General features: G+C 38.2%; 21 protein-coding genes. 11 read left to right on the forward strand and 10 right to left on the reverse strand.

Annotated elements, in window-relative coordinates:
- Positions 1–9: 9 nt before the first annotated feature.
- From AC2FA3_RS03800 to AC2FA3_RS03810, 3 genes are read right to left on the reverse strand one after another with little or no spacing between them, the layout of a single operon-like run.
- Positions 10–3,264 (reverse strand): site-specific integrase, encoded by a 3,255-nt coding sequence (locus tag AC2FA3_RS03800; RefSeq protein WP_490508390.1) that lies wholly within the window; start codon positions 3,262–3,264, stop codon positions 10–12.
- Positions 3,257–5,581, reverse strand: coding sequence for a hypothetical protein (locus AC2FA3_RS03805; protein WP_490508391.1), 2,325 nt, complete (start codon positions 5,579–5,581; stop codon positions 3,257–3,259). The genes AC2FA3_RS03800 and AC2FA3_RS03805 overlap by 8 nt, the downstream gene beginning before the upstream one ends.
- Entirely contained in the window at positions 5,581–6,138 is a 558-nt protein-coding gene (locus AC2FA3_RS03810) for a hypothetical protein (protein ID WP_490508392.1), read from the reverse strand. Before AC2FA3_RS03810 ends, AC2FA3_RS03805 begins: the two co-directional genes overlap by 1 nt.
- Before the next feature lie 431 nt (positions 6,139–6,569).
- Here AC2FA3_RS03810 and AC2FA3_RS03815 point away from each other — a divergent pair, with 431 nt between their 5' ends.
- Positions 6,570–7,055, forward strand: coding sequence for a hypothetical protein (locus AC2FA3_RS03815; protein ID WP_490508393.1), 486 nt, complete (start codon positions 6,570–6,572; stop codon positions 7,053–7,055).
- Between the two features lie 69 nt (positions 7,056–7,124).
- Complete coding sequence (locus AC2FA3_RS03820) at positions 7,125–7,691, forward strand: hypothetical protein (RefSeq protein ID WP_490508394.1); 567 nt, start codon at positions 7,125–7,127, stop codon at positions 7,689–7,691.
- 221 nt (positions 7,692–7,912) lie between these two features.
- Here the strand turns inward: AC2FA3_RS03820 and AC2FA3_RS03825 are convergent, their stop codons facing one another.
- The 3 genes from AC2FA3_RS03825 to AC2FA3_RS03835 form a co-directional block, all read right to left on the reverse strand.
- The gene (locus tag AC2FA3_RS03825; RefSeq protein WP_490508395.1) at positions 7,913–8,398 is read right to left on the reverse strand and encodes a hypothetical protein; all 486 of its coding nucleotides are present in this window, start codon (positions 8,396–8,398) and stop codon (positions 7,913–7,915) included.
- Between the two features lie 324 nt (positions 8,399–8,722).
- Positions 8,723–9,487: a hypothetical protein gene (locus tag AC2FA3_RS03830; protein WP_490508396.1), complete on the reverse strand. Its 765-nt coding sequence runs from the start codon at positions 9,485–9,487 to the stop codon at positions 8,723–8,725.
- 215 nt (positions 9,488–9,702) lie between these two features.
- Entirely contained in the window at positions 9,703–10,149 is a 447-nt protein-coding gene (locus AC2FA3_RS03835) for a hypothetical protein (protein WP_490508397.1), read from the reverse strand.
- A 314-nt stretch (positions 10,150–10,463) separates the two neighbouring features.
- Between AC2FA3_RS03835 and AC2FA3_RS03840 the strand changes: the two genes are divergently transcribed.
- From AC2FA3_RS03840 to AC2FA3_RS03850, 3 genes are all read left to right on the forward strand, one after another.
- On the forward strand, positions 10,464–11,180 hold the full coding sequence (locus tag AC2FA3_RS03840; protein WP_490508398.1) for a hypothetical protein: 717 nt from the start codon (positions 10,464–10,466) through the stop codon (positions 11,178–11,180).
- Between the two features lie 204 nt (positions 11,181–11,384).
- Positions 11,385–11,693, forward strand: coding sequence for a hypothetical protein (locus AC2FA3_RS03845; RefSeq protein WP_490508399.1), 309 nt, complete (start codon positions 11,385–11,387; stop codon positions 11,691–11,693).
- Between the two features lie 78 nt (positions 11,694–11,771).
- Positions 11,772–13,661 (forward strand): hypothetical protein, encoded by a 1,890-nt coding sequence (locus tag AC2FA3_RS03850; RefSeq protein ID WP_490508400.1) that lies wholly within the window; start codon positions 11,772–11,774, stop codon positions 13,659–13,661.
- A gap of 60 nt (positions 13,662–13,721) precedes the next feature.
- On the opposite strand, the gene AC2FA3_RS03855 is transcribed toward AC2FA3_RS03850, so the two are convergent.
- The 4 genes from AC2FA3_RS03855 to AC2FA3_RS03870 form a co-directional block, all read right to left on the reverse strand.
- Complete coding sequence (locus AC2FA3_RS03855) at positions 13,722–14,423, reverse strand: IS1 family transposase (RefSeq protein ID WP_490508401.1); 702 nt, start codon at positions 14,421–14,423, stop codon at positions 13,722–13,724.
- A 178-nt stretch (positions 14,424–14,601) separates the two neighbouring features.
- Positions 14,602–14,775, reverse strand: coding sequence for a hypothetical protein (locus AC2FA3_RS03860; protein ID WP_490508402.1), 174 nt, complete (start codon positions 14,773–14,775; stop codon positions 14,602–14,604).
- A gap of 73 nt (positions 14,776–14,848) precedes the next feature.
- Positions 14,849–15,271, reverse strand: a complete 423-nt coding sequence (locus AC2FA3_RS03865; protein ID WP_490508403.1) for a hypothetical protein — start codon at positions 15,269–15,271, stop codon at positions 14,849–14,851.
- 53 nt (positions 15,272–15,324) lie between these two features.
- The gene (locus AC2FA3_RS03870) at positions 15,325–15,732 is read right to left on the reverse strand and encodes a hypothetical protein (protein ID WP_490508404.1); all 408 of its coding nucleotides are present in this window, start codon (positions 15,730–15,732) and stop codon (positions 15,325–15,327) included.
- A gap of 244 nt (positions 15,733–15,976) precedes the next feature.
- On the opposite strand from AC2FA3_RS03870, the gene AC2FA3_RS03875 reads away from it, so the two are divergent.
- The 6 genes from AC2FA3_RS03875 (at position 15,977) to AC2FA3_RS03900 (ending at position 23,719) form a co-directional block, all read left to right on the forward strand.
- Positions 15,977–17,116, forward strand: a complete 1,140-nt coding sequence (locus AC2FA3_RS03875) for a type IIL restriction-modification enzyme MmeI (RefSeq protein WP_490508405.1) — start codon at positions 15,977–15,979, stop codon at positions 17,114–17,116.
- A gap of 107 nt (positions 17,117–17,223) precedes the next feature.
- Positions 17,224–18,489 (forward strand): tyrosine-type recombinase/integrase, encoded by a 1,266-nt coding sequence (locus AC2FA3_RS03880; protein WP_490508406.1) that lies wholly within the window; start codon positions 17,224–17,226, stop codon positions 18,487–18,489.
- The gene (locus AC2FA3_RS03885) at positions 18,482–20,209 is read left to right on the forward strand and encodes a site-specific integrase (RefSeq protein ID WP_490508407.1); all 1,728 of its coding nucleotides are present in this window, start codon (positions 18,482–18,484) and stop codon (positions 20,207–20,209) included. The genes AC2FA3_RS03880 and AC2FA3_RS03885 overlap by 8 nt, the downstream gene beginning before the upstream one ends.
- Positions 20,206–22,227 (forward strand): hypothetical protein, encoded by a 2,022-nt coding sequence (locus tag AC2FA3_RS03890; protein WP_490508408.1) that lies wholly within the window; start codon positions 20,206–20,208, stop codon positions 22,225–22,227. Before AC2FA3_RS03885 ends, AC2FA3_RS03890 begins: the two co-directional genes overlap by 4 nt.
- Positions 22,202–22,651 carry a hypothetical protein gene (locus AC2FA3_RS03895; RefSeq protein ID WP_490508409.1) on the forward strand — a complete coding sequence of 150 codons (450 nt, stop codon included), beginning with the start codon at positions 22,202–22,204 and terminating at the stop codon, positions 22,649–22,651. The genes AC2FA3_RS03890 and AC2FA3_RS03895 overlap by 26 nt, the downstream gene beginning before the upstream one ends.
- Positions 22,652–22,708: 57 nt before the next feature.
- Complete coding sequence (locus AC2FA3_RS03900) at positions 22,709–23,719, forward strand: hypothetical protein (protein ID WP_490508410.1); 1,011 nt, start codon at positions 22,709–22,711, stop codon at positions 23,717–23,719.
- Position 23,720: the final 1 nt, after the last annotated feature.

Genomic DNA, 23,720 nt, shown 5'->3' on the forward strand with positions numbered 1-23,720 from the left:
CTCTAAACTCTATACTTTATCTTCTATTAATACCATCAAAAAATACCCTAAAAACTTAAGAACGCCCGATGAAGCATAGTAGTCGCCAGTAACAGCCAAGTTCTTATTAGATCGTTTTCGTTTTTTCTGCACTACCCTTACCTCATAGCCATGAAAACTCTCACGAGCACCGACACGTATTAAGTTGTTCAGACTCAAGTCTTTTTTAACATCACTTACAGCTTGCTCGCTATATGCTCTAACCTGCCAATGAATGGCATCAATAAGCTGACAACCTACTAGCATAAAACTCTGTAGCATCTCCAGCTGGGTCTCCTTAATACCAAAATGAATCGATGAGTTATTTAAGTTTTGTTTGTGTGCAAATATCTCAATAAACATTCTCAACTTCTCAGGATCCTTTATAGACATCTGATATGCTCTATCTAATGCTCTAATTATTACTTCCTGATTTTTACTACCTTTAGGCCTACCTAGTAATAGCCTGTCATCGTCGAACAGCTCACTAGCACGCAGATATAAACATTTAGATTCATTTAGACTTATACCATGTCTAATAGCAACTTCAGGTAACAGCTCATCTCGAGAGTTGTCTTTTAACTCCTGCAGCTCCTCTAGAAAACCTATGACGTCCGCATATTTAGGATGAATGAAAATTGAATTTGTATTTGACTCATTAAATCCATTCAAATTACCGTTTAACAGTTGCTGGCTAGCATTGCTATTAGGTTCATCTATATTCTTAAATAATGGTGTTTTATTAACAGCTATTTTTTTAAGAAAGTATGATCTTATCTTATTTATCTGCACAGTCTTTGTCGTTGCATCATAAGCAGTTTTGTCTTGCCTATAAATGATAGAGTAATCTAATCCTGTTATTAGCTCTAACACTGTTATAGGTAACTCTAAGCAAGCTCTGCTAAGCTGCTCCCCTGCCAGCAGATGAGCAGTATGAATATAATGCTCGAAGGTTGTGTCGCACGTTAAATGCCCTGCAAAGCTAGCCAGCCCAAACCAGGAGCCTTGATCCTTGTGATAGCCAAGGATGCCTTTTATTACTCTCTCGCACTGCTCACTATCATAATCAGTCATCACCTGTGCCAATGGCGACTTACTTAGTACTAACGCCAGCTGACTAATCGCAGTATGCCTAAAGCTATGAAATGTGAAGTCGTGCTCTCCTAGCAATCTGTCCCAAATTAACTTCATGAGATTGCTAAAAACCACACTGGGTAACGGCTGATCACCTGAACCTTGAGAAAACAAGTAACGACGCCTCAATCTTTTCTGCTGACGATATAACTGAGTAAATTGTTCTAGCTCGTCTTTCTTGAGTAGGCAGTTAATGGGTATAAGGCGGCTTGCGCTGCTACTTTTCAATCTCCGATAGCGATTTGGTCTTAACCAGATTTGTGGCTGCTCTATTCGTCGTCCATGCTCATCAATATAGATGTCAGCTATATCACGAACTTTAACACCGATAAGTTCTTTAATTCGCAACCCTGTTCGATACGCAAGACTTAACACTACTAAGCAAAGATTTTTCTGCTCATAGTCTAAATCTGAAGTGACAAGATATTCTTTCATCGCATGATATGTCCGAGGTGATATCATGTTCGCATTTACAACTTGGCGTTTATTACCCCATGGGAAATACACAAATGGCGCATTATAGTACGCTCTCTGATAATCATGGAAAGCTCGCAGTCTACCGTAAGTAAATTTTTGAGTATCTTTAAGCTTACCTAAGTAAGATACTTTAATGTCACCTGCCAGCTCATTTACTACATTTGAAGCCTCAGATAAATCACTTTTAATGATAACAGCGTCTTTATTTATGTTACTTATAGCTTCATCGTTCAAATCAGAATCTTTTTTAAGTATCGAAAATTTACGGCCATCCTTGATCTTACTTTGAATAATTTCCTCATAGACAGCTTCAAAGTCCTCATCAGACCATTCATCAAGATTCTCATCCATTGTTAGCATCAGCCAATCCCGACCAATACATCCCAGATATTTACTAATGGTATCTAACCTGTTGTTACTATCACTCAATAAGCTCTTTACCCATCCTAAAAGACGCATGGCATTAGGCTGGGTAAACTCCTGTTGCAACAGCCCTACTTGGATAATAGCTGATACTTTACTGCCTTTAAGGGCATCTTGAACCTCTTTAATAAGATTCTTACTAAAGCTTGGATACTCCCTACTACTGGTAGTTTTTTTGTCTGATCCTGAATAACTTGCTACAAATAACTCTGACCAAGTAAGTGGCTGTGGGTTTGATTTAATCACCTCTTGATTATAATTAATAAGCTTATTTGTGGTTAAGCCCGTCGTTTTAATCTTGCCCTGTCTAACAATAGCAAGTGCAGTGTCTATATCGCCCCCCTTCATCTGCCGCCAATGATAATCAGCGTATTTTATTAATTGTGATAAATGTGGTTTACTTTTATCTTTATTCTGTAGTTTTAGCTTCTTACAAATATCATCAACAATGGTTTCAAACGATTTCCAACCTTCTTTTTTTAACTTCTTATCTTTTAGCGCATATAAAAAGCAAAGTGTCATATCATCAGGTATGTATTCTACATAACGCTGTAAGCTTGTAGCAGATATATTCTCTGAAGTATGAGCTTGCGTATAAGAACAACCGTAACTGTCATCATCAATACTGAGCAAGATTAGCGCCAAACTCTCGCTGCTGACACCTGAACCTGATAACTCATCAGTTGTTGGTAGCTGCAATTGATATATCTCACGTTCGCCTAGGAGCCATTGATACAGTGCTTTTAACACATCTATGTCATTCAATCCCCCATACATCACGCTACAGTAGAGCACTGACTCAATCAAATCATTGTTTGAGAACCTTCTTTTTCGTTGCCACATTTCAATCATTTGCTGGCTAGCAAGGCTTACTTGAGCACCATTTACCATCCAATCATAAGATATTGTTAAATGATCACGCTCTGCTATGACTGGCACAACTGGTTCATCCAAACTCAGTTCATGAACTTTGCTGTAACTCCGTATGTATTCTAGAAATCCTTGTCTGGCTAAGTAATAGGTATGCGCAGTATCAAAATGCACCTCAAGTATGCTACCAATGGTTTGATAGTATTCAGTTAGGTCTGTTCCTGTGGGTATGTGGTTGTCATCAACATACGAAGCTATCAAAACTTTCGCCTCATTTTTGATACTCTCATGACTATTGCTTTTATTTTCTTCTCTCAACTGATGAGCAACGGCATTATCCATATATATTCACCTCAACTTGTCGTAGGTCAAGCTTAACTGCAACTTTATCTAAGTCAGCGGATAACTCTTTTAGCTCATTAATGGATAATGACGACATTGGATGCATAGTCTCCTGATCTGGATGTTCATGACCATATAAGGCGCAGATCAAATGCTCAGGAGACCTATTCGTTAGCAGTGAACGTAATTGATGTCTTAGCCAATTATCTTGGTGACTAAAAAAATATTTTATCTGATAGCGAACCTTACTAGGCGTGATACCGGTAAAGCCTTTGGGATTTTGGCTAAATAGCTGAATGAGTGGCTGACTATAGTTCAAAATTTTATTTATAGGAAATTGATCATTGGGATATATAGAATTATGCATGACCGCAAATTGCTTGATATATTCAATATAATTCTGAATGGCTGTGATTAAGAAATCACTAAGAGGAATAAGCCTTCCCTGCCCTTGCCCATGACGCTCTTCTTTATCCGACACCCATAAAAGCCTTTGCCTAAAGTCAAATTGATTTAAAAGCCCAGGCGCATGCTTTACAGGTCTAATCCCAGTCTGAATAAAGATGATGTGCCATAGCCAGACACCATAAGCATTAAACTGCTCAATATAACGGTCCTGCCTTATGCTTACATTCCGCTTTAATCGACCGTTATAACTCTCAGCTGCCTCAGCAAGCTCATCAAAGAACTTGCAACAGGTATGATTGTTTAAAGCCATATCGCTGCCGACGTGTCTTTTATATTCATTACTCTTAATTCTAGATGCACTATATTGGCGAAGCTCACCTTGGCTGTCCGTAGTACAGTATTCGGTCAATAGCTGTATAGCGCTGTAGTAGGTTTTTTCTAAGCTTATCGTCTCAATACTGGTGTAATACAAGGGCGAGCTGTGTTTCACATCAACCCCAGTAATCATGTCGGCATGTAATGGCTCTTGCAGCTCATTCTTTATAACTGTATATAAACAAGCGTCAATATGCTGATTTGATAACACTGGTAGCTCTAGTTGAGTTTTTAAGCTTGCCAGCACTTCAGATACTTCATCACTATCCACCAAAAACTTATTTGCAATAACTGCTTGCAGCCTAGCTGGCAGAGGTAATTTAAATTCATTATCATGGCTTTGACGATGTGGCAATAAATGGCTTCTACGATTCGAAGTTACGTTAATAGTATTACTCATAGCATAACTATCAGCAGCCAAGCCGCTCTCATGACTCAACCACTTGCGCTGACTTTTATCCAGTTCTAACTCATAAATCACATCTTGGATCTTCCGACCACTTAGCATTGATAGCAATATAACTGCATAAACCTGACGCTGTTTATAGCTAACAACGCCAAAAAGCTGCCACACCTGAGCAAATAGCATCTGATAGCTCAGTAGACTTAGTTGACGTAGATTAGTAGGAAAATGAAACTGATTACGGCGGGCGTGTCGATAGTTGTTTTTTAGCTTCCATTGCTGCAACTCTGAGGATTTAGCGGTTGTCCTGGAAGGCTTAAAATCATTATCTAAGAGCGCAGGCGGGTCATCATCAGCAATGTTCTCAGCGTCCGCCACGTTATCATTTTTATGAGGTCTGCCAAATACTGTCGCTCGTAGTGGCTCATCAGCACTATTAAGGTATCGCTTATTCGCGTGTTCCTTACTAAGCTCATTGTTTTGTGAGTTGGTATAGGTTTTGCCTACAAACGCTTTGTTCTCTGCAATCACTTCATAGGTAAGTCTTATTTGACCAATTTTACCAGCCAACTTTTGATTAACCACTTTGCCTGACTCTTCATCACTTCTTATCTTAGCTTCATATACGCGTAATGCTGCTAGCGCATTCGTCAGTGAAGCACGTTGAGCATGAATATCAATCAGTTTTTTAACAATCTCAGATTGTGGGTTATTGTCCCTTAACCCCATCCTTAGACGCACACTTAGCTGACTGACTTTGGCAGAGTGCTCATCCTTACGTATAGCAATCATAATAATTATTTGCAGATATGCACTCATAAACTGCCATGCTTCATCATCACTACGTGCTTGACCATACCTCTGGTAAAACAAGACCAGCATATAAGTGACTGCCCAATCTTCAATCCTTTTCTCTTTGACGACTGTCCTAGCAATAGCTTCACATTCAAATGAGGCAAATATAGGCATATCTATGTTGGCATGTTCACCAATGTGTAGACAAAAGCCTAGATTAATGTAAAGAGCATTAATAATCAGACTTTGGACTTTTATACAGTACGGTGAATCAAGTGGCACTAGATGATCTAAAACCTTCTGTAATTCGCTGTTATCAAACTGCTTTATATTCATTAGGGTGCACCACTCAACCAGCTCATACTTTGAGGAATACCTAGAAATCGATCTTCTAGTGCAAACTTACATTGGCGATACTCATAACTACTTTGACTAATGCCTGCAAAACGGCAATAGCCTTTTATAGTCAGATATCTAATACCCATTAGTTGGCATATGACGTTTTGAGGTGCAGTACTTTTAAGTGCATTAAACAAATCAGGGTGATGAATGTCTTTTAAGAACATCAAATTTATAACTTCCATCCATGCCAGCTGCTGAATATCTTTAATACTTTCAGGCGTAATTAAACACGGGTAATCACCCTCTAACCTTAAAACCTGATTAACGTTCTGGAAATCATTAAAGAAATAAAAAGTATTGTCCCCTCCATCAATTAAGGGGAGTGGTGGGCGGTAAAACTTATCAACATACTGCGTATTGATGTAAGTAACCTCAGGTTTAAATCTCTGCCAAACACATAAAGCCTTCTCAGCATAACTATGCACAAGCAAATTACTTTTACTGGGAACTATGAGTTTTTGTCTTGGCCTAAATTTAATATTTTTCATCATATTTTAATAAATAGTGAATATAATTCATGTTACCTAATAACGACTTAGGTGTCAAATACTTTAGTGCTATGGTGCTCAGAATCGGAAAATGGCTATAACCTTTAAAAATTTCGAATTGCTTTAAGCACAAAAAAACCTCCTAAAGCCACAACTAATATAGCTCTAAGAGGTTATTATTTTTTTAAGGTTTTACTAGGTGGGTAGCTCAGAGTTGGGGTTTGAGTGTTGGTTTTTATTCTTGAACTCTTAAGTTCTGAAACTGACTAATAGCCTTAACTACTAAAAAAGGGGATATGCTTTAGGAGTTCAAATTCGATTGGCAACCGTTCGTCGGTTAAAAAAATAACCAGTATTTCAGACGTTATAATCGATTCATCAGAAAGACAGCCAGTCATTCTGACTTAAATTAAAACTCATAAAAGGATATATTCATGAAGCTCACGAAAACACTGATGGTTACTCCATTGTTATTACTTTCTATTAACGCTATTGCCGGCACGAGTGATGTTAATGGCAGTACCAAATGCACCACCATTGACTCTATTAGTAAGAAGAAGGCTATCGTAAAAGCTTGTACTTACGATGGTGCAGTAGGAGGGAGTATGAGTTATGCCATTAGCCAGTTAAATTTCAAAATCTCTAATGGTAGTGCTTATCGTACCGTCAATAATGCTACGTTTGATTTTGATAAAAACGGCAACGTCCAGAATTTAAAAGAAAGTATCTCAGTCAATGGTAAGGCAGCTGAAATAATAAACTTACATCATAAAACATTTAAAAAAATCTCGGATAAAGAAATAGGAAGTCGTTATGAAAAGAAAAACCCTAACTTTTCTGATGTTTTACAATGTTTCAAATACATTAAGAAAGACGCTGCTTTCTGCGTTCCTTATGAATTTATTAGCAGTATGTCCTAACAATTATTTGGCTATAATGCGTTCTTTACCATGTACCTGAACAATCTACATTTATTTATTGGAGAAACTATGAAATCTATATCTATAACTTCTTTGGCCCTATTAGCGACCGCATCTTTATTATCTACAACTACTCTAGCTGCCCCTAGCTCTTCTAAAAGTATGAGTAGCTACAAAAGTAATGATATGGTTCATGTGTTTGGCTGGATGGAAGACGCTTGTACTGGTGAAAAACCGTCTTATAAAAAGATTGCTGCTAAAGACACAGCATTTATAAACAGTATTAGAGGTCAAAAAGCTTCTGGAGACTTTGTAAAGCCAAAGTCGCAGTGGTTATCAGAATATCGAAATATGATAAAAGATGTAAAAATGAAAAAAGGTGAACCATACACTGAATATCGAGTTATTTTCAATAAAGGCGTTACCTACCGCGGTCAGCCTCTAGAAGAATATAAATTCAGTTTTATACCTGAATCATCAGGTGGTGAAAACGTTTTAAAGTTTGCATCGACTGCGACTGTACCTACCATTATGCCGAACTTTCAAACTCGAACCATGGAATACTGGGGTGAAATGGAAAAAAGAGGGGCCGAATACGACTCTAAAAATAAAACGGTTACCTGCTATTTTTGGTAGATATATTATTAATATAGAGAATTTAAGTGAAATTGTAATAAACTCTTAGTTATATAGGGTCTAAAAAAAGCCCCAAAATTTATAATATAAAATTTTGGGGCTTTTTATATGTAGTGATTTACTTAAGTAAAGATTATTAACCTTAGGACTTAAGTATAATAATACCGTTATTATGATCCAGCCTACTGTTAACTGTTAATTAACTATTTGAAATAGCAACCTTACCAATCACAGGTAATAGTTTTTTGTTTTGCGTTGAAAATCAAGGACCTATTACGTTTGTCTCCTGGCATTTTTATTTCATATCCACTGGCATTATTTTCTAGCACCTTCATGTGTACTGGATCAATTTTTGGTAGTTTGAATTTTGGACGTAAAGTCTTGAATTTATTATCTTTAAAAAATAGTGTCAAATGTGCCCATTCATTACCTGATAGCACTTCAACCTTTGTCAAAGGCATACCAAACGCAGTAGAATCTTTTAACGTATAAGTGGTAACAATCTCTTCAGGCTCATCACTGGTATCACCTTTCACTTTTTTGCTAGCAATTGATGCTTTGTAGCGATTGGGTATATCCGTATACTGAAGATCCTCATCGCATCCTAACAACATTGGCTTTAAATACGGTGTCCAGTCTGTGGCAGCGTTGGCGACGGTTGTTTGACCTAAAAACGCAATGCCCAAAATTATTAACGACTTTCTCATCTGTCTTTACTCTTATATTATGATTGTTTAATTGGCGTTCAGTCTGAAAATACTATTCAAGTTATATTAAATAAAGCCTAATACTTAGATCTATAAAAAATATTTATAAACTACTACATCGCCACCAGTTGTCATAGAATGCCAAAATACTTTGCTGTACAATATTGACAAACCCGTCATCGTAGAATTGATACTTTGACCAACAGTACTACCTATCATTTTAGTCTCAGCACAGCCTAATAAGGTAACTAATAGCAAGTAGAGATATCTGACAGTTCGGCTCCCTAATTTAATCAATTAATATCAAATTATGTTGGATAAGTATTAGATATCAAAAGTACAAATGATACTACTAATCTCACCATTTTTGCTTCTCAAATATTCAAGGGCATTCTTGTATTCAGGCTTATAAAAATCCTCAAAACTTTTAGCTATACCATAACTGGTTGTAATACCAGTATCAGCCTCTTCTCTGATCGCATATACATAAAGTGGTTGACGATCTTCTTTTTGCCATTTATAAAACCGCTTAGAAAATAAAGAGTCATTCTCTTCATCACAATTAGATTTGACTCGAGTCAATTCACTTTTTTTAAAAATATCTTCAAGCTCATAGACCGCACTAGCTGACTTATATTCGGCTGCATTCTGTATAGAGTTAATAGTAATGGCATTGGGTTGTAGTTCACTACCTTGAGCAAAAACACCTCCGTAACTATCTAAACTATTATTTATATAGTAGTTGAAACCTTCAGGTGAATATCTATCTTGAACAGGAATTTGGTTATGCCACTCTTTAACATCAGGTGTATTTGCAAGTGTTTCCCAGTTCCAATTATTGTTTAGCGTTAAAGCGATGTAATCAGTAACCTTAGCAAATCTAGGTGGGTTTTTTTCTTCGACAATCACTTCTTCAATAACAACGACCTCTTCTTCAGCAACTACTGGCTCTACTGCAACCACTTCGGCAACAGCTGAACCTTCAGTAGCAGCTTCTTGAGTAGCTTCTACTTTGTTATTGTCCGCACAGCCAGATAACGCAATAAGACTGCTTATAGCAACCAATGATAAAACATGACCTGATTTCATAGTTAAGCTCTTAATGTTGTTAGAAAATGAATAGAAGGACTATAGGAAGAAGAATTAGTCTTTAGCAAAGGATAATGGGTGCGAATAAATCTTCATTAATGTACTGAGCACTTTTGCAGCTTTAAATTTATAAATATGTGGATCTTCTACACAAACAAAAAAGTCGCCCATTGTTTATATGGGCAACTCTTAATGACTTAATAAAATGGTAATCGCTATTTACAGAATTTGGCAAAGAGGTTGTTCACTACAGGGCGAGGTAGTGTGTAATCAGCCATTGCCTCTTTTAAGCTTTTATAATCTGCATCACTTACTATGGTTGAGTTTATTGGGCTTGAACAAGTAATGCTTAGTACCCCTCTAAAACTACTTGTCTTACCATCAGCTGTTAAAGCAATCAACAGATTGTCTGGCTTTTTAAGGTTAGCACCCGTATACCCTTCTATTGTCATAGGATATGCAGTCCAACTAGTGCTATACACACCACCGTCTTGACTGGTATAAACATTAATACCATTTGAAAAACCAGGGGCAGCTAGTGCGCTAGTAGATACAAGAGATGACAGGGTTAAAAAAGTAAAGACAAAAAGTAAGTAGGTTTCATTACCGCTCCAATAATTGACGTTTTCACAAATCCTTATTATTTTATTAATATAACACAAATGTTTTATCTTGTTACATAAACTTAATTAAATGCACTGAGTAATATATAAGCTTAATAAGTTAGCATCTACCATGTTCTATCATAATCCGTAAAAAAATCATTAAATAAATGACAAGCTTGCAAGTGGGATGTACCAAATTCTATTTGATAGGTATCTTATTGTTAGGAGGGTTGCCATCCCTTTGATGTATACGCCAGTAGAACTAGCTAAGCAGATCCTGTTAATCAATTAATAGACCACTCAAAATAGACTGCTATAATGGAACCACTTATATCAGACTGCTAAGCTCCTCATATTTACTAAGGCCAATTATGACCACATACATACTCGACACTGAAACCACAGGGCTTGTTGAACCGCATATGACTGAGGCCGCCTACTCTATTGTTGATGTCATTAATGGCAAGGTGACTGTATTGCAAGCACCAAGAGCGAAGCGCTTTAATCCTCTAAAAGAAATCAGCTTGGGCTCTATGGCAATATCACATATATGTGATGAGGATGTGGCAGATGAGCCGCCTCATACTGATTTTAGACTACCTAACAGTGTTGAGTACTTGATTGGTCATAATATTGATTTTGATATGGCCGTTCTTAAAAATGCTGGCGTTACTCATAGTCCTAATCTGATATGTACCAATGCGATGGCTAACTTCCTGCTTCCTACACTGGAAAGCCACAAACTAGTATCCCTCCTCTATCACTTTCACCGTGATATAGCCCGTACTCAAGCAAGAGATGCTCATGCTGCCATTGCTGACATTTACTTCACTGAGCTGGTGCTTGGTAGTCTGATTGATTTAGCGAATAGCCAAGGTCATGAGATAAGTGATGTAGAAAGCTTATATGAATTTAGTGAAATGGCTCGTATACCCACGCATTTAAGCTTCGGTAAGCATAAAGGTGAGGCTATTACAGATTTAGCCACTCATTCAGATGGGGCTGGATATCTGAAATGGCTATTGAAACAAGATACGGTTGATCCTTATTTGGCGCAGGCTTGCCAGCAAGCATTAGAGTCGGTCTAAGACTATAACTTATTAGGTAGTAAGTCCCTTAATATTATGGTATTTAAAATATCATCAATCTCTGCATATACCATGGAACAATCTTACTTTGACAAGTCGGAAAAGCTCTACATGCTATTATTTATATAGTGTAGATGGCTGGACTATAAAATTTACTTTTCTTAGGTGACGCTGTTAATATCGGGGTTTGAGCTGTCGGCTGGCATGAAAAGAATGAAAGTGCGTGAGGAAAAAGCCGCTCAAGACAAGTGGAAGGCAGAAGAAGGCGATTTAATGATGATGACTCATGGTTACTACAAAGGCGAACCTGTATCGCAAAAAGAAATCTCAATGATAAGAGAAACGCTAACAATGAGTGCGGAGGATCAAAAGAATATCTTACTAAAACAGTATAAAAAAACTTTAGAACATCTAGAGGAAGGCGCTTACATAGGCCCCAAACAGAGCAGTGTTGAAATTGCCTCATCAATAAAAGCGACCAAAGAAACTATAGAGCGCATTGAAAAAGAATAAATATATTTCACACCACCGAGGCATTTTGGGCTAAGTGGCCACACAAGACTAAGCGCAAGTAGATGGGACAACCCTAAAATGAGTAAAAATAAAGCAAAGTACACAAAAGCCCTGATAGCCTTGACGGTGATGTATTTTATTATTGAGATTGTTGTCAATTTTTCGATCTATAAGCAATTAAGTGTAACAAGTGACATATTCATAGCCGAGTCGATGGAGCTTTGGGGCAAGATAATTACAGGTCTTGGTCTTGGGCTTATAGCCACGCGGTTTGCCATAAATAAATTTGGGAAGAACACCTACATAACCTTCTTGGCTTGTTGCATAGTAACCATACCTATAAGCTTTGGGCTGCAAACATTGCTGATTAACTATGTTGTTGATAGCGCAGAGGCTGAGGATAAAAATAAAGCACTCTTGGTTGTGGCCACGCATGGCACTTTTGTCCCATTTTATAATACTACTCACTGGATAAAGCCGCCTGAATGGACTGCTAAAAACTCTTTTATCTATCCATTTGGAAGGATGAGATCGTATAAGTATGCAAATTTTTGGGAAAGCCGTGAGCGAGAGTTGAGACAGGTTTCAGAGTGTGCCCAAAAAACATCGGAAAATACAGGCTTAGTAAGAGGCGTGGATAAAGCGTTCTTTCCATATATCACACTGCTAAGCGATATTGACGAGAGTGCTTATAAGCAAGTGATTACTGATTATTATATGTGTGCTTTTGAGGACTCGAAGTATTTTGAAGAGCACACACGAAGTACGCTCAATCAAACAGAACTTATTGCAAACTTGTATTATCAGTTTTATATGAAAACTGAGAAGGAGTACAACAAGTATAAGAGGCACACAAAAAACCTAAAAGAAACCAAGAAGATAGCAGATGAGCGCTGGCGTGGTGCAATGGATGCATTTTTCGGACATAAAACCACAATAAAGCCAGGAATTTACAATGGAGCCTTTTTTGATCATCCTGATGTTAAGCGTTGGTATATTGAAAAAACAGGGATCACAGACTTATATCCAGGCGATAAGAATTTTGAAGAAGACTTAATGGATATTGTTGAAGAAAATCTGCCTTACTCTGCCATTCCAGCTTATGCAAACGCAACAGGAGAGCAGTCAGAGCAGTATTTAGAGCTAACAGCTGAGCAGATAGACGAACAGGGCAGAAAGGCCTACAAAGCAGTAATAATGCCGTTCATTGCAATGGGCTTATCAGCATTCTTCTTATTGTTGAACGTCATATTGCTTGTTAATTTTTACATTGAAAAGATGGTCTTAAGACGTATTGGGCCCGATTTATTTATAAAACCCTATATTGATTACAACGAAAAAGGTTCGCTGATAAAAAGAGCCTTTAAAATACTGGTCAATTTCATGGATAAGTTTGGTGTCGATTTTGAAAAACTGACAGTTATTTATGATTTTCATGCTCAAGTAGAGCATACAACCAAAAGACTTTTCTTACTCAAAGGTTTCTTTATCTTTGTAATAGCATGGTTCTTGTTTTGGCCCTCATTTAAGAGTGGAGATGCCTATGATGAGATGGATAAATCAAGCTTTAATAATAGCGCGAAGTGGGTTTACTACCATGAAGGCAATCTTATTCATGCTTGGGATAAAATTAATCAAACAGCTTACAATATGAATGAAGATATAGTGGCATCCGAGGAACTGACCAAAAGGCGCGACACCGAGGCTGGCATGTTAAGGGATATTCATGCTGGTATGTATATGGGCGAACCTATCTCAGAAGAAGATGCGTTAAAAGTAAGAGAGAAAATGGCGCTTACCAAGGCTGAGCAAAGAGAGATACTGTTATCTGCGGTTCAATATGACTTATTAGAGATTGAAGACTTGAGTATGCCGCGACTTAGAGGCAGGTCGCTATCAAAAGCTGAGGTTTTAATAGAAAAAGAAAAAGCTGAGCTTAAGCGGCAGGAGTATCTAACTATCGAGTAACTAAGGAGTGGTTGTTAGCGGATAAGGTTTTTTGGTGGTGTTTCAAAAAGTATGCTGGCATCAGACATAGCCATAATTGATGTGAAAGAACACGAAATCAAACACTTTAAAATGATTATCGAGTTTTTTTGAGAAGCAGCAAGTCTTTCTGACGGCTCGTCTTAATCGGTGTCTAAGACGGCAGTTATTACCTTCTATACCTACCGTATGTTGTTTGCCAATTCGTTTGTTATCACTTTTAAAGGCGGTTTTAAAGCTATCCCAGTTGTCCATACTGATAGAGCCATAGCTGACTGTAAGCTGCTTTAAACGTGCTCTTAAATTCTTAGCCGTTTTTAGGTCACGTTTGCCCCAGACATAAGCGACAATCTCATTAGTAGCACGGTCATAAGCATAGATGAGCCAGACTTTACGTTTCTTGCGATACACGTAAGTCCAAAACTCATCAACCTCTAAGCGTTCATAGTAGCTCTTCTTAGGCGCGATCTTATAAACAGATGAGCTTATGGTGCTGAGCACTTTACCAATACTAATTGAGATCATAACGGCTATGTCTCTGATGCCGCAACCTCTAACCGTCATTAGTCGTATTTTATCTTCTATTTGAGAGTGGCAACCTTGGTAGGTTAAAGCATGATCACCAATGAATTGGCGTTTGCAGTCCTTACACTGGTAGTTCTGCTTGCCAGCGCGATTTATCCCATTTTTCCTTAGACTATTACTGTGACAGTCGGGGCAACTGATATCTATTTGTGTCTTCATAACCTCAAATATATCATCTTGCTTTGGCTGTCACCCTCCCTTTATTTCTTCAGCATACTTTTTGATACACGACCGGTTTTTTTAGCGCCCTAGCTTTCCTTATGGTTCGTACCAGCTCAAATTTTGAGCCTCCGACAATACTGGGGCAGTTCACCAATAGCATACATAATATACTTTATCAATATGAAGGCTTCTCAGGTTCTAGCATCAGATGTTCCCTCTCTGCTATTTCTCTTGCGTCTGTTGGTGATATGCCGCTGGCTTGATAATCATCTTTCGCTTGCCACATTCTTTCCTGACATACAAATGCCATATCGTCCAACACTTGCAGATTTTTAAGTCGTTTTGCCATTTCTGGACTGTCTCGCTTCCAGGTAGATAATATTTGCTGATGTATTTCCCTATTATGTATTACACCTTCATCCTCATATTTTTGCCGCTCTTTTTTTTATACTAGCTACCATCTTTAAGCTTAATCCTTGCCGTGTTGCTAATACATTGCAGCTATCATTCTGCTCTAATAGTAATTCCTCATGTAATTTTTTACTATCTTCTATACTAGTCATACCGTGAGTATCAAAATCCGGGAAGTAACGTAAGCTCTGCCAGAACACTAACAAGTATGGCGTTATATCGGTACCTAATTCATTAATCATCGCTGCAGCATAATCACCAAAGTCACGAACACCACTCTCAAAATACGCGCCCGCTATGGTGAAACCAGCGAGTAATAGATCCTGATCTAGCTGAGCATTTACTAGTTTAGGGTTAGATTTTGGTCTATTGAAATCCACTGACCTGCTTTGATATAGATTGACTGTATTTATCTCGTGCTCAGTATGATTCATTAACTTCTCTATATATGCAAAAAAACTCAAGCTTCAGCATATTGCTTTGATAACTATCCAAGTTGAAAGCGCTTCAAATCAGGATATAGTCGTCTAGCAAGCTCATAAATCTCATCTTCTGCCGCCATACCTTTTTTATCAGGGTTTGGATAGAGAGCCGCAATAAGAATTAATCGAGGAAGCTGCAAATACTCAGAAAATACCCTCACAAGCTCTTTTCTAAGAAATTCAAGCCAAAATATTATAGTCTCTTCAGGTGTATGAGGGTCGGGTATCACATACGTAAATAAATCTGCATTAAGACAATAATCCATACGGAACGCAGCTGCCATACAGTCATGAAGCCACTGCAGCGTTCTATGGTCAAAACCTCTCAACTCATCTCGCAAGTCACTAAGCTCCGTACGGACATCAATTACTCTTTCGGCATGGCGATGCTTATCGATGGCAAAATCAACCATGATATGTAATGCTTCTCTATAGCAATCATGTTGGATCCATCCGATACGGGTAGAATCACCGTGAAAATAGTCACTAACTATCATTACCAAGTCTCATTAATAAAATTCTAGTCTTATTATTGCAAGTGATAAGATGCTGTATCACCTCATTCAGAGCAACTAAACCTTTAAATGTTCTAAGATAGCGCTATAATTGCACATTAGCCTGCTTATTTACACCCGTAATTCATCTACAGAGACAACCATGGCATTTAACCAAACCCAGTTTTTTGAAGATTTAGAAAAATTAACCACCAAAGTCATTGATAAGAATAAAAAAGACGACTTTATCTACGATTTCCTAACGCTGCTAGATGTCTCAAAATCCACGATTACCTCTCTCAAAAAGAATGACGGCCGTTTTAACGTAGCAGCCAATCCCGAAGCTGGCGAGGTTGCCAACAAGCATCGTATCTACTTTAAGCCTGTAGATGAAGATCAAGACCTTGCTAAAGCACTAAGTAAGGTGATGAACAGCCCAATCATCAACCAGCACAAAATCCGTATGGTGATGGTAACGGACTTCAACACCGTACTGATTAACGACACTAAGTATGATGAGACGCTTGACTGCGACTTTACCGATCTTTATAAAAACTACCATTTCTTATTGCCACTTGCCGGCTTAGAGCGTGCACGTGAGTACTCAGAGCACCCTGCTGATGTACAAGCGTCAGAGAAAATGGGTCGCTTGTTTGACCATATCCGTAAGCTCAATGAGTTTAATACTGCTGATGACTTACATGCGCTCAATATATTTTTGACGCGGCTATTGTTTTGTTTTTATGCCGAAGATACGGGTATTTTTAAAGCAGACCAGTTCTATGACGTGATTGATAGAACCACCAATATAGATGGCAGTGATGTCGATAGTGTCTTATATGAGCTATTTGAAGTTCTAGACTTACCTGAGTCTAGCACCGAGCGCGATGCCAAGCCCACTCACCTAAGTGCATTCCCCTATGTGAACGGTAGCTTGTTTGAATATCAGTTTGCCATTCCAGAGTTTGATGCGCGTACCCGTCGTATCTTGTTAGAGTGTGCGCGTTTGAGCTGGGCCGAGATTAACCCAGATATTTTCGGCTCCATGTTTCAAGCGGTGATTGACCCTGAGCAGCGTGGCAGCTTAGGACAGCATTACACCAGTGTTAGCAATATCATGAAGGTCATACAGCCACTGTTCTTAGATGAGCTACGTGCAGAGCTAGACACGGTCATAGCGCTGAGTTATGAAAATCGCCATAAGAATAATAAAGCCGAACGCTTAGATGCCCTGCTTACCCGTATCGGCCAAATTAAAGTATTTGACCCGGCTTGCGGTACACCTTACATACTCTCTTTTTAATACACATATTACATAATAATCTAGTGACATAATCTCAGTTAACATTTATAATAGTCCTTAAGAAAGTCATCAATCAAATATAGGCTTTGATTAACTAAGGAACTAATGTGGCTACGCTTCAACTAATTAACTACCATCCCTTCCGAGTTAACATTCAAAGCAATAAGGTTCATTGGGCTAAATCAAATCATCAAATCATTAAAGGCTTACCTCAAATTATCTGGCAAGACAACACCACTTGGTCAGAAGCTAATCTATGGGCTTTAGAACAAGCTACCTCCTTCAGAAGTAGCATCAAAACAGTTCGATCAAATATGTCTCACCTACTAGCATATGCAAAGTGGCTAGAGTCTGAATCTATGGATTGGTGGCACTTCCCTGACCGTGAAAGTGAAAGGTGTCTAAATCGATTTAGAGGTGCTTTGATACAAGCTAGGAACTCAGGTGAGTTAGCCCCTAGTACGACATCACAAAGAATGGCAGCTGTAATCAGGTTCTACAAATGGGCTAAAAACACAGGATTGATTTCAACTGAGTGGCCGATGTGGAAAGATAAGCTTGTTGGGATCAAACTCACTAATCAGTTTGGACTTGAACATACGCTCAAAGTAGCAAGTACTAATCTTGCTATCCCAAATCGAACTGTAGCTGGACCTATTCAACTAGAAGACGGCTTGCTACCCGTGGCAGTAAAAGCCATGAGAGATATCCTTAGTTTTGCTGATGAAAACGCATCCACAGAACTAGCCCTTATGCTGAGAATAGGTTTTTTTACAGGACTACGCATAGGCTCAATTACAGACCTAAAAGTCTCAACCCTTCAAAATGCCATCACTGTTCCAGAGATAGGAATTAAAACGATTTCTGTTGGCCCAAGTGCACGCCCTCCTGTTGAGACGAAGTTTGATGCCAGCGGTTCTGTCCCTATCCCTAATGAGCTACTCGAAGCATTGTTAGACTATGCCTCAAGTATAAGAAGATTGAAGCGACAAGCTCTGTCGCCTGAAGCTGATCAAGACCTATTATTTCTTACTAGATTCGGCAATAATTACAAAGGAGATAGTAGCAGCGCTATTAATGTTGAGATGTCTCGCCTAAGAAAATTAGGGCTAAAGTCTGGAGTAAAAGCTTTTCGAGGTTTTTACTTTCATAGAACGCGAGCCACATATGCAACAGAGCTTATGAGAGTAGCATTAGACGCCATGTCTGTTAGTGATGCTATAGAGTTCGTAAAAGGATCTTGTCTTCATAAGGACGAGAGCACCACGATGAAATATGTCAAGTTTATCGAGACAAGTAAAACAATGAAGGAGGCATCAGACGCCTTCACTGAGGCGTTTATGGGGTTAAGTAGGAATATCACCAATGATTAATAAAGACCTGACAATCAAAGGCTTAATGATGGGTACTCATGAAACTGCATGGGATTTAAAAGTTCTTTTGTATAAAAATGCCACGTCTGTCAGGCGAGACAAGGTTATGAAACGCATAGATAACGGTGATTTTGGCAATATACTACCAGAAAGAGCTACACTCGTTATGAAGCTTTATGACATGCTAATGGGTCTTTTAATATCAGGCAGCTCTCATAGAACTATAAAGACATATCTAGAGCAAGTTTGGAAATTCTTTGCTGCGATTGATAAAAATAACCTACCTTGTACGGAAGAAGAAATAGTATCATCTTTTAAGATCTGGACAGAATATTTGCTCACTAGAGTAAATCAAAAAAAAGATTTGAGCCACTTCACAGCTTATAAAACAGCATCAATGATTGCAAATATTATTGCTAAAACACTAAGTCTTCCAGGCTCTAAACCTGGTCATAGTTTGATGCTCAATACAAGATTATCTAGACCTAATAAAAACAAACCTGTATTAGGCACACAATCTGATAAACAAAATTTAGCCAACACTTTCCAGTTTGGTAGGATCTTGACAACAATGTGCCAGAGTCTTGACCTAGCTACTGTACGTGGCCCCGTTCCGATCAAAATCAAACTGAACGAAGAGCAGGTAGTTACAATTGCTGGCAATTTAATAGATCCAGATTTAGATGTGTCTACGATTGAAAACCCTGCGGTAAAAAGAACAGCCATACTCGCAAGGCAAGCACTGCCAGAGGGTGTAAGCTTATTTGAGGTTAATAAAAGATCTAATATTCTTAACCTTCGTATCGAAGCTGAGCTTCTTGTTTTCTTAGCTCAAACTGGCATGAATTTAGCCCAAGCCGTTTTGCTTAAATCTGAGGACTACAGATGGCAAACCAATGGTGAAGATTATGATGTTTTTCGAGTATACAAAGGACGTAGACAAGGAGAGTCAATCTTCAGTTGTTACAACACATACAGAGAGCATCTTCAAAACTATCTGAAATGGCTTAATGATACTGGACTTAAGAGTCTTGACGACAGGCTTTTTCCACTTCTAAGTAGAGGTATGGTGCGATCCACCGCTTCTCGAACGACACTTAGCTCTGTAAAAAAACTGTTCAAAAAAAACGATTTAATATTTATAAACCCATCTGAGTTGCGCAACACACGAGTTAATTGGTTAATAAGACATACAGATGACATCTCGCTGACTGCGAGTCAGATGGGGCATACAGCCGATGTTTTAGTACGTGATTACCTACGGCCCCACCACCAACGTGCTACTAATGAAATAATAAATTTTCATGATAATTATGACCCTTCTTTAGCTGCTCCAGGACCTGGTGTTTGCGTAGGTCAAGCTCACCCTCAAAGTATTTCTCAAGCTTCTAAAGATGCCCCTATTCCTGATTGCATCAGTCCTGAAGGATGTATTTTTTGCACGCACCATAAAGATATTATGAGCTATGATTATTGTTGGAAGCTTGCATCGCACCTGAAAATCAAGAAAATTGAGCTTGGAGAATACAAACCCTCTAATAAAAACTATACACACCCAGCCTGTTTAGTTATTGATAGACTTAATCTTAAGCTTGAAGCTATAGCTAAAAGCAGTAGCATCAGGGACCAGTGGGTCGTTGATGCTCGTGACTCTATCAGGGCTGGGAACTATCATCCGCAGTGGAGTGGGTTTATTAACTTACTTGAGGAGATGAAATGACTTTGCCAAACCTGCCAGGGTTATCGATCTTAGATACTTCAGTAAACTCTGATGCGCTTAATTTTCGACCCAACACATGGCCTCCAGAGTATGGCTTTCCAGTCATTATAGATTCGGATGGCAAGGTGATTTCTAGGTATGGTGACGTTAGATGGGATTTTTCACCGTGGCATGGAAGCGTGCTAAAAATCTATTTTGGGGATGGTCCAGGAAATGGTTATAAAGTAAGTAGAGAGAATGCTGATTTACTAAGACTAATTGTGGCTTGGTGGATTTGGGGACCAGGAGTGCCCGTCACTTCAAGAACAATAGTAACGAAATTTGAAACTATTAAGCCAATTTTCGTCATTTGCTCGAAACATAATTTATGTGTCTCAGAACTATCTCAATATCCTGAAATTATTAAGGAGATAGCTCTAAACGGTAAATTTAGCCACCAACATCTACTCACATACCTTCACGACATAAGCTTTAATTCAGATAAGTTGGGGTTTAAAATTCTCGACAAGGATGGAATGAAGGTTTTCACCGAGAATCTAAAATTTGATGATTCAACTCAAACCGCCTATATACCACCTCGGATTTGGAGCTATCAATTACTTCGATTAAAAGAATGTTTGGATGAATACTTAGAAAACAAAGAAAAGTTTGAAGAACTCTTTAAACACTGTTTATCAGCCTACAAATCTAAATCCGCATCAAACAGCTCTATTTTTCTTGAGTCCAACAGAGAAGAATTTAAATCTATTAAGAAATCCAAAAAAAGCATTGTGACCACAAAGCAATGCATTAAAGATCTCGCAACAGAATTTGGTGTTTATCATATTTTAGAAAAATGGGTAGTGGTTAATCATAATTGCAACCTAAACACTTTATCTAATTATATGAATCTTATCAATCTCTGTGGTACTGCATATATAGTTAACTTCTCATTAATGCGCATTAGTGAATGTAGCCGTTTAAGAGCTGACTGTTTCGAGGTTGAAGTAGATGAAACAGGGAGTGAAATATGCCTAATTAAAGGTGTAACGACTAAAACAATTAAGGATCAACAAGCAAGGTGGATTGTCTCGCCCTTAGTCAAGACTGCTGTTGAATCAATGAAGCATATAACAAAACTCAGACTTCTTGCTGCAAAGCACGATTCAGATTTAAAGCTTAAAGAAGAATTTTTAAAAAATCCTACGCTACAGTGCCATTGTTATGAACCGTGGAGAATGCATTTTCTAGATGTCAGTACCGAATACATAACACCAAGAACATATAGAGAAGTTTATACAAATTACCCCAAACTATTTGATGCAAACACAATGATTATTACTAAAAATGATCTTGAAATTGCGCATCGCTTAACTGCCAATCTAGATCCAAAATTATATAATTTAGGTAAAGTATGGCCTATCGCATGGCATCAATTAAGGCGTACTGGTGCGGTTAACATGTTAGCGAGTGGTCTTGTATCAGAGTTCTCATTACAGTATCAGCTAAAACACGCTAGCCTTGTTATGAGCAGGTATTATGGACAAAATTATTATAAGCTTAAAGCTCCATTAAGTAGCGAGGTTCGTAATCTATACCTACGAGAAATGTATGAAACGCTTGCAAGAGAATTTAAGGAGTTGCAGTCTGATAATCATATTTCTCCGCATGGCGATAAAAGAAAAGCACAGATACTATCTGAAATAACTGAAAAGGATCACAAGCAGCTTATTGAATCAGCTAAAAAGGGCAAAATAAGCTATCGTGAAACCTTTTTAGGAGGTTGTGCAAATCAAGGTCCTCCGTGTCCCTATGGAGGTATTAGCAATATTAGCTCTTGTATGGGATTTGACAATCTCTCCCCTTGTGAATCTGTGATTGTAGACAAGAACAAGCTACCTATGATTAATCAGCTTAAAGACAACTTACAAATACAGTTAATTAATACGGATGATGGGGCACCATTATATCAGTCATTAAAAGCACAGCTAGAATCAGCAAAGAGGGCAATAAATGTCATCAATACAGTCCAAATCTAATACGAAAGATAAACAGCCAGGAAGAGCCGAAATTCGGTTTATAGAGGCTTTCGAGCGTCTTAAGGTAGGTAAGCCTGAGTTATTACCTAAAGGGACGCCTGTGACCCAAAATAACGTTGCTAAAGAGGCTGGAGTCAACCCCTCTGCTCTCCGCCGATCTCGATACCCTGATTTGGTTGATAAGATTCAATCTTGGATTGATGAAAATAAAGATAACTCGTCTCAACAATCAACTAGACAAAAAAGTCTTGCCAAAACAGCAAAAAATAGGAGCTTAAAACAACAGCTTGACGACATAAAAGCGCAAAACGATATAGCCTTATCGAAACTAATGGAAGCCGAAAGAATGATAATAGAGCTGACGTTAGAGAATGAGAGGTTAAAATCAAGATTGCCAGCCATTGAAGCAACAAAAATGCCATAGCTGGTTAAGATACTTTGCACTCAAAAGTAGTATATTAAAACGGATTAGCAAAACATTATGAATTTAAGTATTAACAATGAGTATAGAAGATATATGACACATTCAGAAGGCGCTGGTCTTTTTGGTCAAAGCCTCTACAGTCTCAAAGCTAAAGATATAAATCAGGATAAAGGAACTAAAGTACAATTTAGTTCTGCTGACATCTCTGAAAATGACATTCGCGAACAGATGCCAGCCATACTTGATACATTATTGATTGACCGCACCACGTCAACACCAACAAAGATAAGAAATATCATCTGGGCAAACGAGAACTATATACAATATGGTAGATACTATACTGTCTCGCATCAAATTAAACCTAAATTGATAACAGGTCACATGGGGCATATCATCATACCTCGTGCTTTAAAGTCCCAATATGTGCAAAAAGAGCGAACCAAATCAAAAGCAGAGGTATTTACCCCTACATGGGTCGTTAAACAACAAAATGATGTGATCGATGCTAGTTACCGTGAGGATGACTTACAAACCTATATAAACCGTAAATGGCTAGAAATTACCTGTGGTGAAGCGCCATATATGGCAACACGTTATGACATGGAGACAGGCAATATATTGCCCTTATCAGAGCGTGTAGGCTTTGTTGATCGTAAATTGGCACGTATCAATGCGCATGTGGATGAAAAATCTGAATGGCAACAATTGGTAGAGAAAGCATATAAAGCCAGTTATGGTTTTGAATGGAACGGTGATTCACTGCTATTAGCACGAGAAAACCTACTCTATACTTACTACGATTATCATGTGGCTAAGTGGCAAGATAAACCAAAGCATGAACACTTCGCTACTATAGCCAATATTATTAGCTACAATCTATTTCAGATGGATGGCTTGAAATATATCATTCCGTTATCGGATATACGTAAAAGACCTATTAAGAGTCAGTTAAAACTTTTCGATGACAACATTTCTGATGACAAAAGCCAGAGAAAAGCAGGCAAACGTGTCAGAATAATGAACTGGGACAAAAACAAGATGGAACTCTTTGACAAAGGATTAAGGTAAT

The organism is Janibacter sp. CoH_79_TC_3 (assembly GCF_058197955.1).

Coding starts and splice junctions, on each gene's coding strand:
- AC2FA3_RS03850 (WP_490508400.1), top strand. CDS start 11,772: ATGAGTAAAAATAAAGCAAAGTACACAAAAGCCCTGATAGCCTTGACG.
- AC2FA3_RS03825 (WP_490508395.1), bottom strand. CDS start 8,398: ATGAGAAAGTCGTTAATAATTTTGGGCATTGCGTTTTTAGGTCAAACA.
- AC2FA3_RS03855 (WP_490508401.1), bottom strand. CDS start 14,423: ATGAAGACACAAATAGATATCAGTTGCCCCGACTGTCACAGTAATAGT.
- AC2FA3_RS03845 (WP_490508399.1), top strand. CDS start 11,385: ATGAAAAGAATGAAAGTGCGTGAGGAAAAAGCCGCTCAAGACAAGTGG.
- AC2FA3_RS03800 (WP_490508390.1), bottom strand. CDS start 3,264: ATGGATAATGCCGTTGCTCATCAGTTGAGAGAAGAAAATAAAAGCAAT.
- AC2FA3_RS03830 (WP_490508396.1), bottom strand. CDS start 9,487: ATGAAATCAGGTCATGTTTTATCATTGGTTGCTATAAGCAGTCTTATT.
- AC2FA3_RS03840 (WP_490508398.1), top strand. CDS start 10,464: ATGACCACATACATACTCGACACTGAAACCACAGGGCTTGTTGAACCG.
- AC2FA3_RS03805 (WP_490508391.1), bottom strand. CDS start 5,581: ATGAATATAAAGCAGTTTGATAACAGCGAATTACAGAAGGTTTTAGAT.
- AC2FA3_RS03875 (WP_490508405.1), top strand. CDS start 15,977: ATGGCATTTAACCAAACCCAGTTTTTTGAAGATTTAGAAAAATTAACC.
- AC2FA3_RS03895 (WP_490508409.1), top strand. CDS start 22,202: ATGTCATCAATACAGTCCAAATCTAATACGAAAGATAAACAGCCAGGA.
- AC2FA3_RS03820 (WP_490508394.1), top strand. CDS start 7,125: ATGAAATCTATATCTATAACTTCTTTGGCCCTATTAGCGACCGCATCT.
- AC2FA3_RS03810 (WP_490508392.1), bottom strand. CDS start 6,138: ATGATGAAAAATATTAAATTTAGGCCAAGACAAAAACTCATAGTTCCC.
- AC2FA3_RS03860 (WP_490508402.1), bottom strand. CDS start 14,775: ATGGCAAAACGACTTAAAAATCTGCAAGTGTTGGACGATATGGCATTT.
- AC2FA3_RS03900 (WP_490508410.1), top strand. CDS start 22,709: ATGAATTTAAGTATTAACAATGAGTATAGAAGATATATGACACATTCA.
- AC2FA3_RS03890 (WP_490508408.1), top strand. CDS start 20,206: ATGACTTTGCCAAACCTGCCAGGGTTATCGATCTTAGATACTTCAGTA.
- AC2FA3_RS03870 (WP_490508404.1), bottom strand. CDS start 15,732: ATGGTTGATTTTGCCATCGATAAGCATCGCCATGCCGAAAGAGTAATT.
- AC2FA3_RS03815 (WP_490508393.1), top strand. CDS start 6,570: ATGAAGCTCACGAAAACACTGATGGTTACTCCATTGTTATTACTTTCT.
- AC2FA3_RS03865 (WP_490508403.1), bottom strand. CDS start 15,271: ATGAATCATACTGAGCACGAGATAAATACAGTCAATCTATATCAAAGC.
- AC2FA3_RS03885 (WP_490508407.1), top strand. CDS start 18,482: ATGATTAATAAAGACCTGACAATCAAAGGCTTAATGATGGGTACTCAT.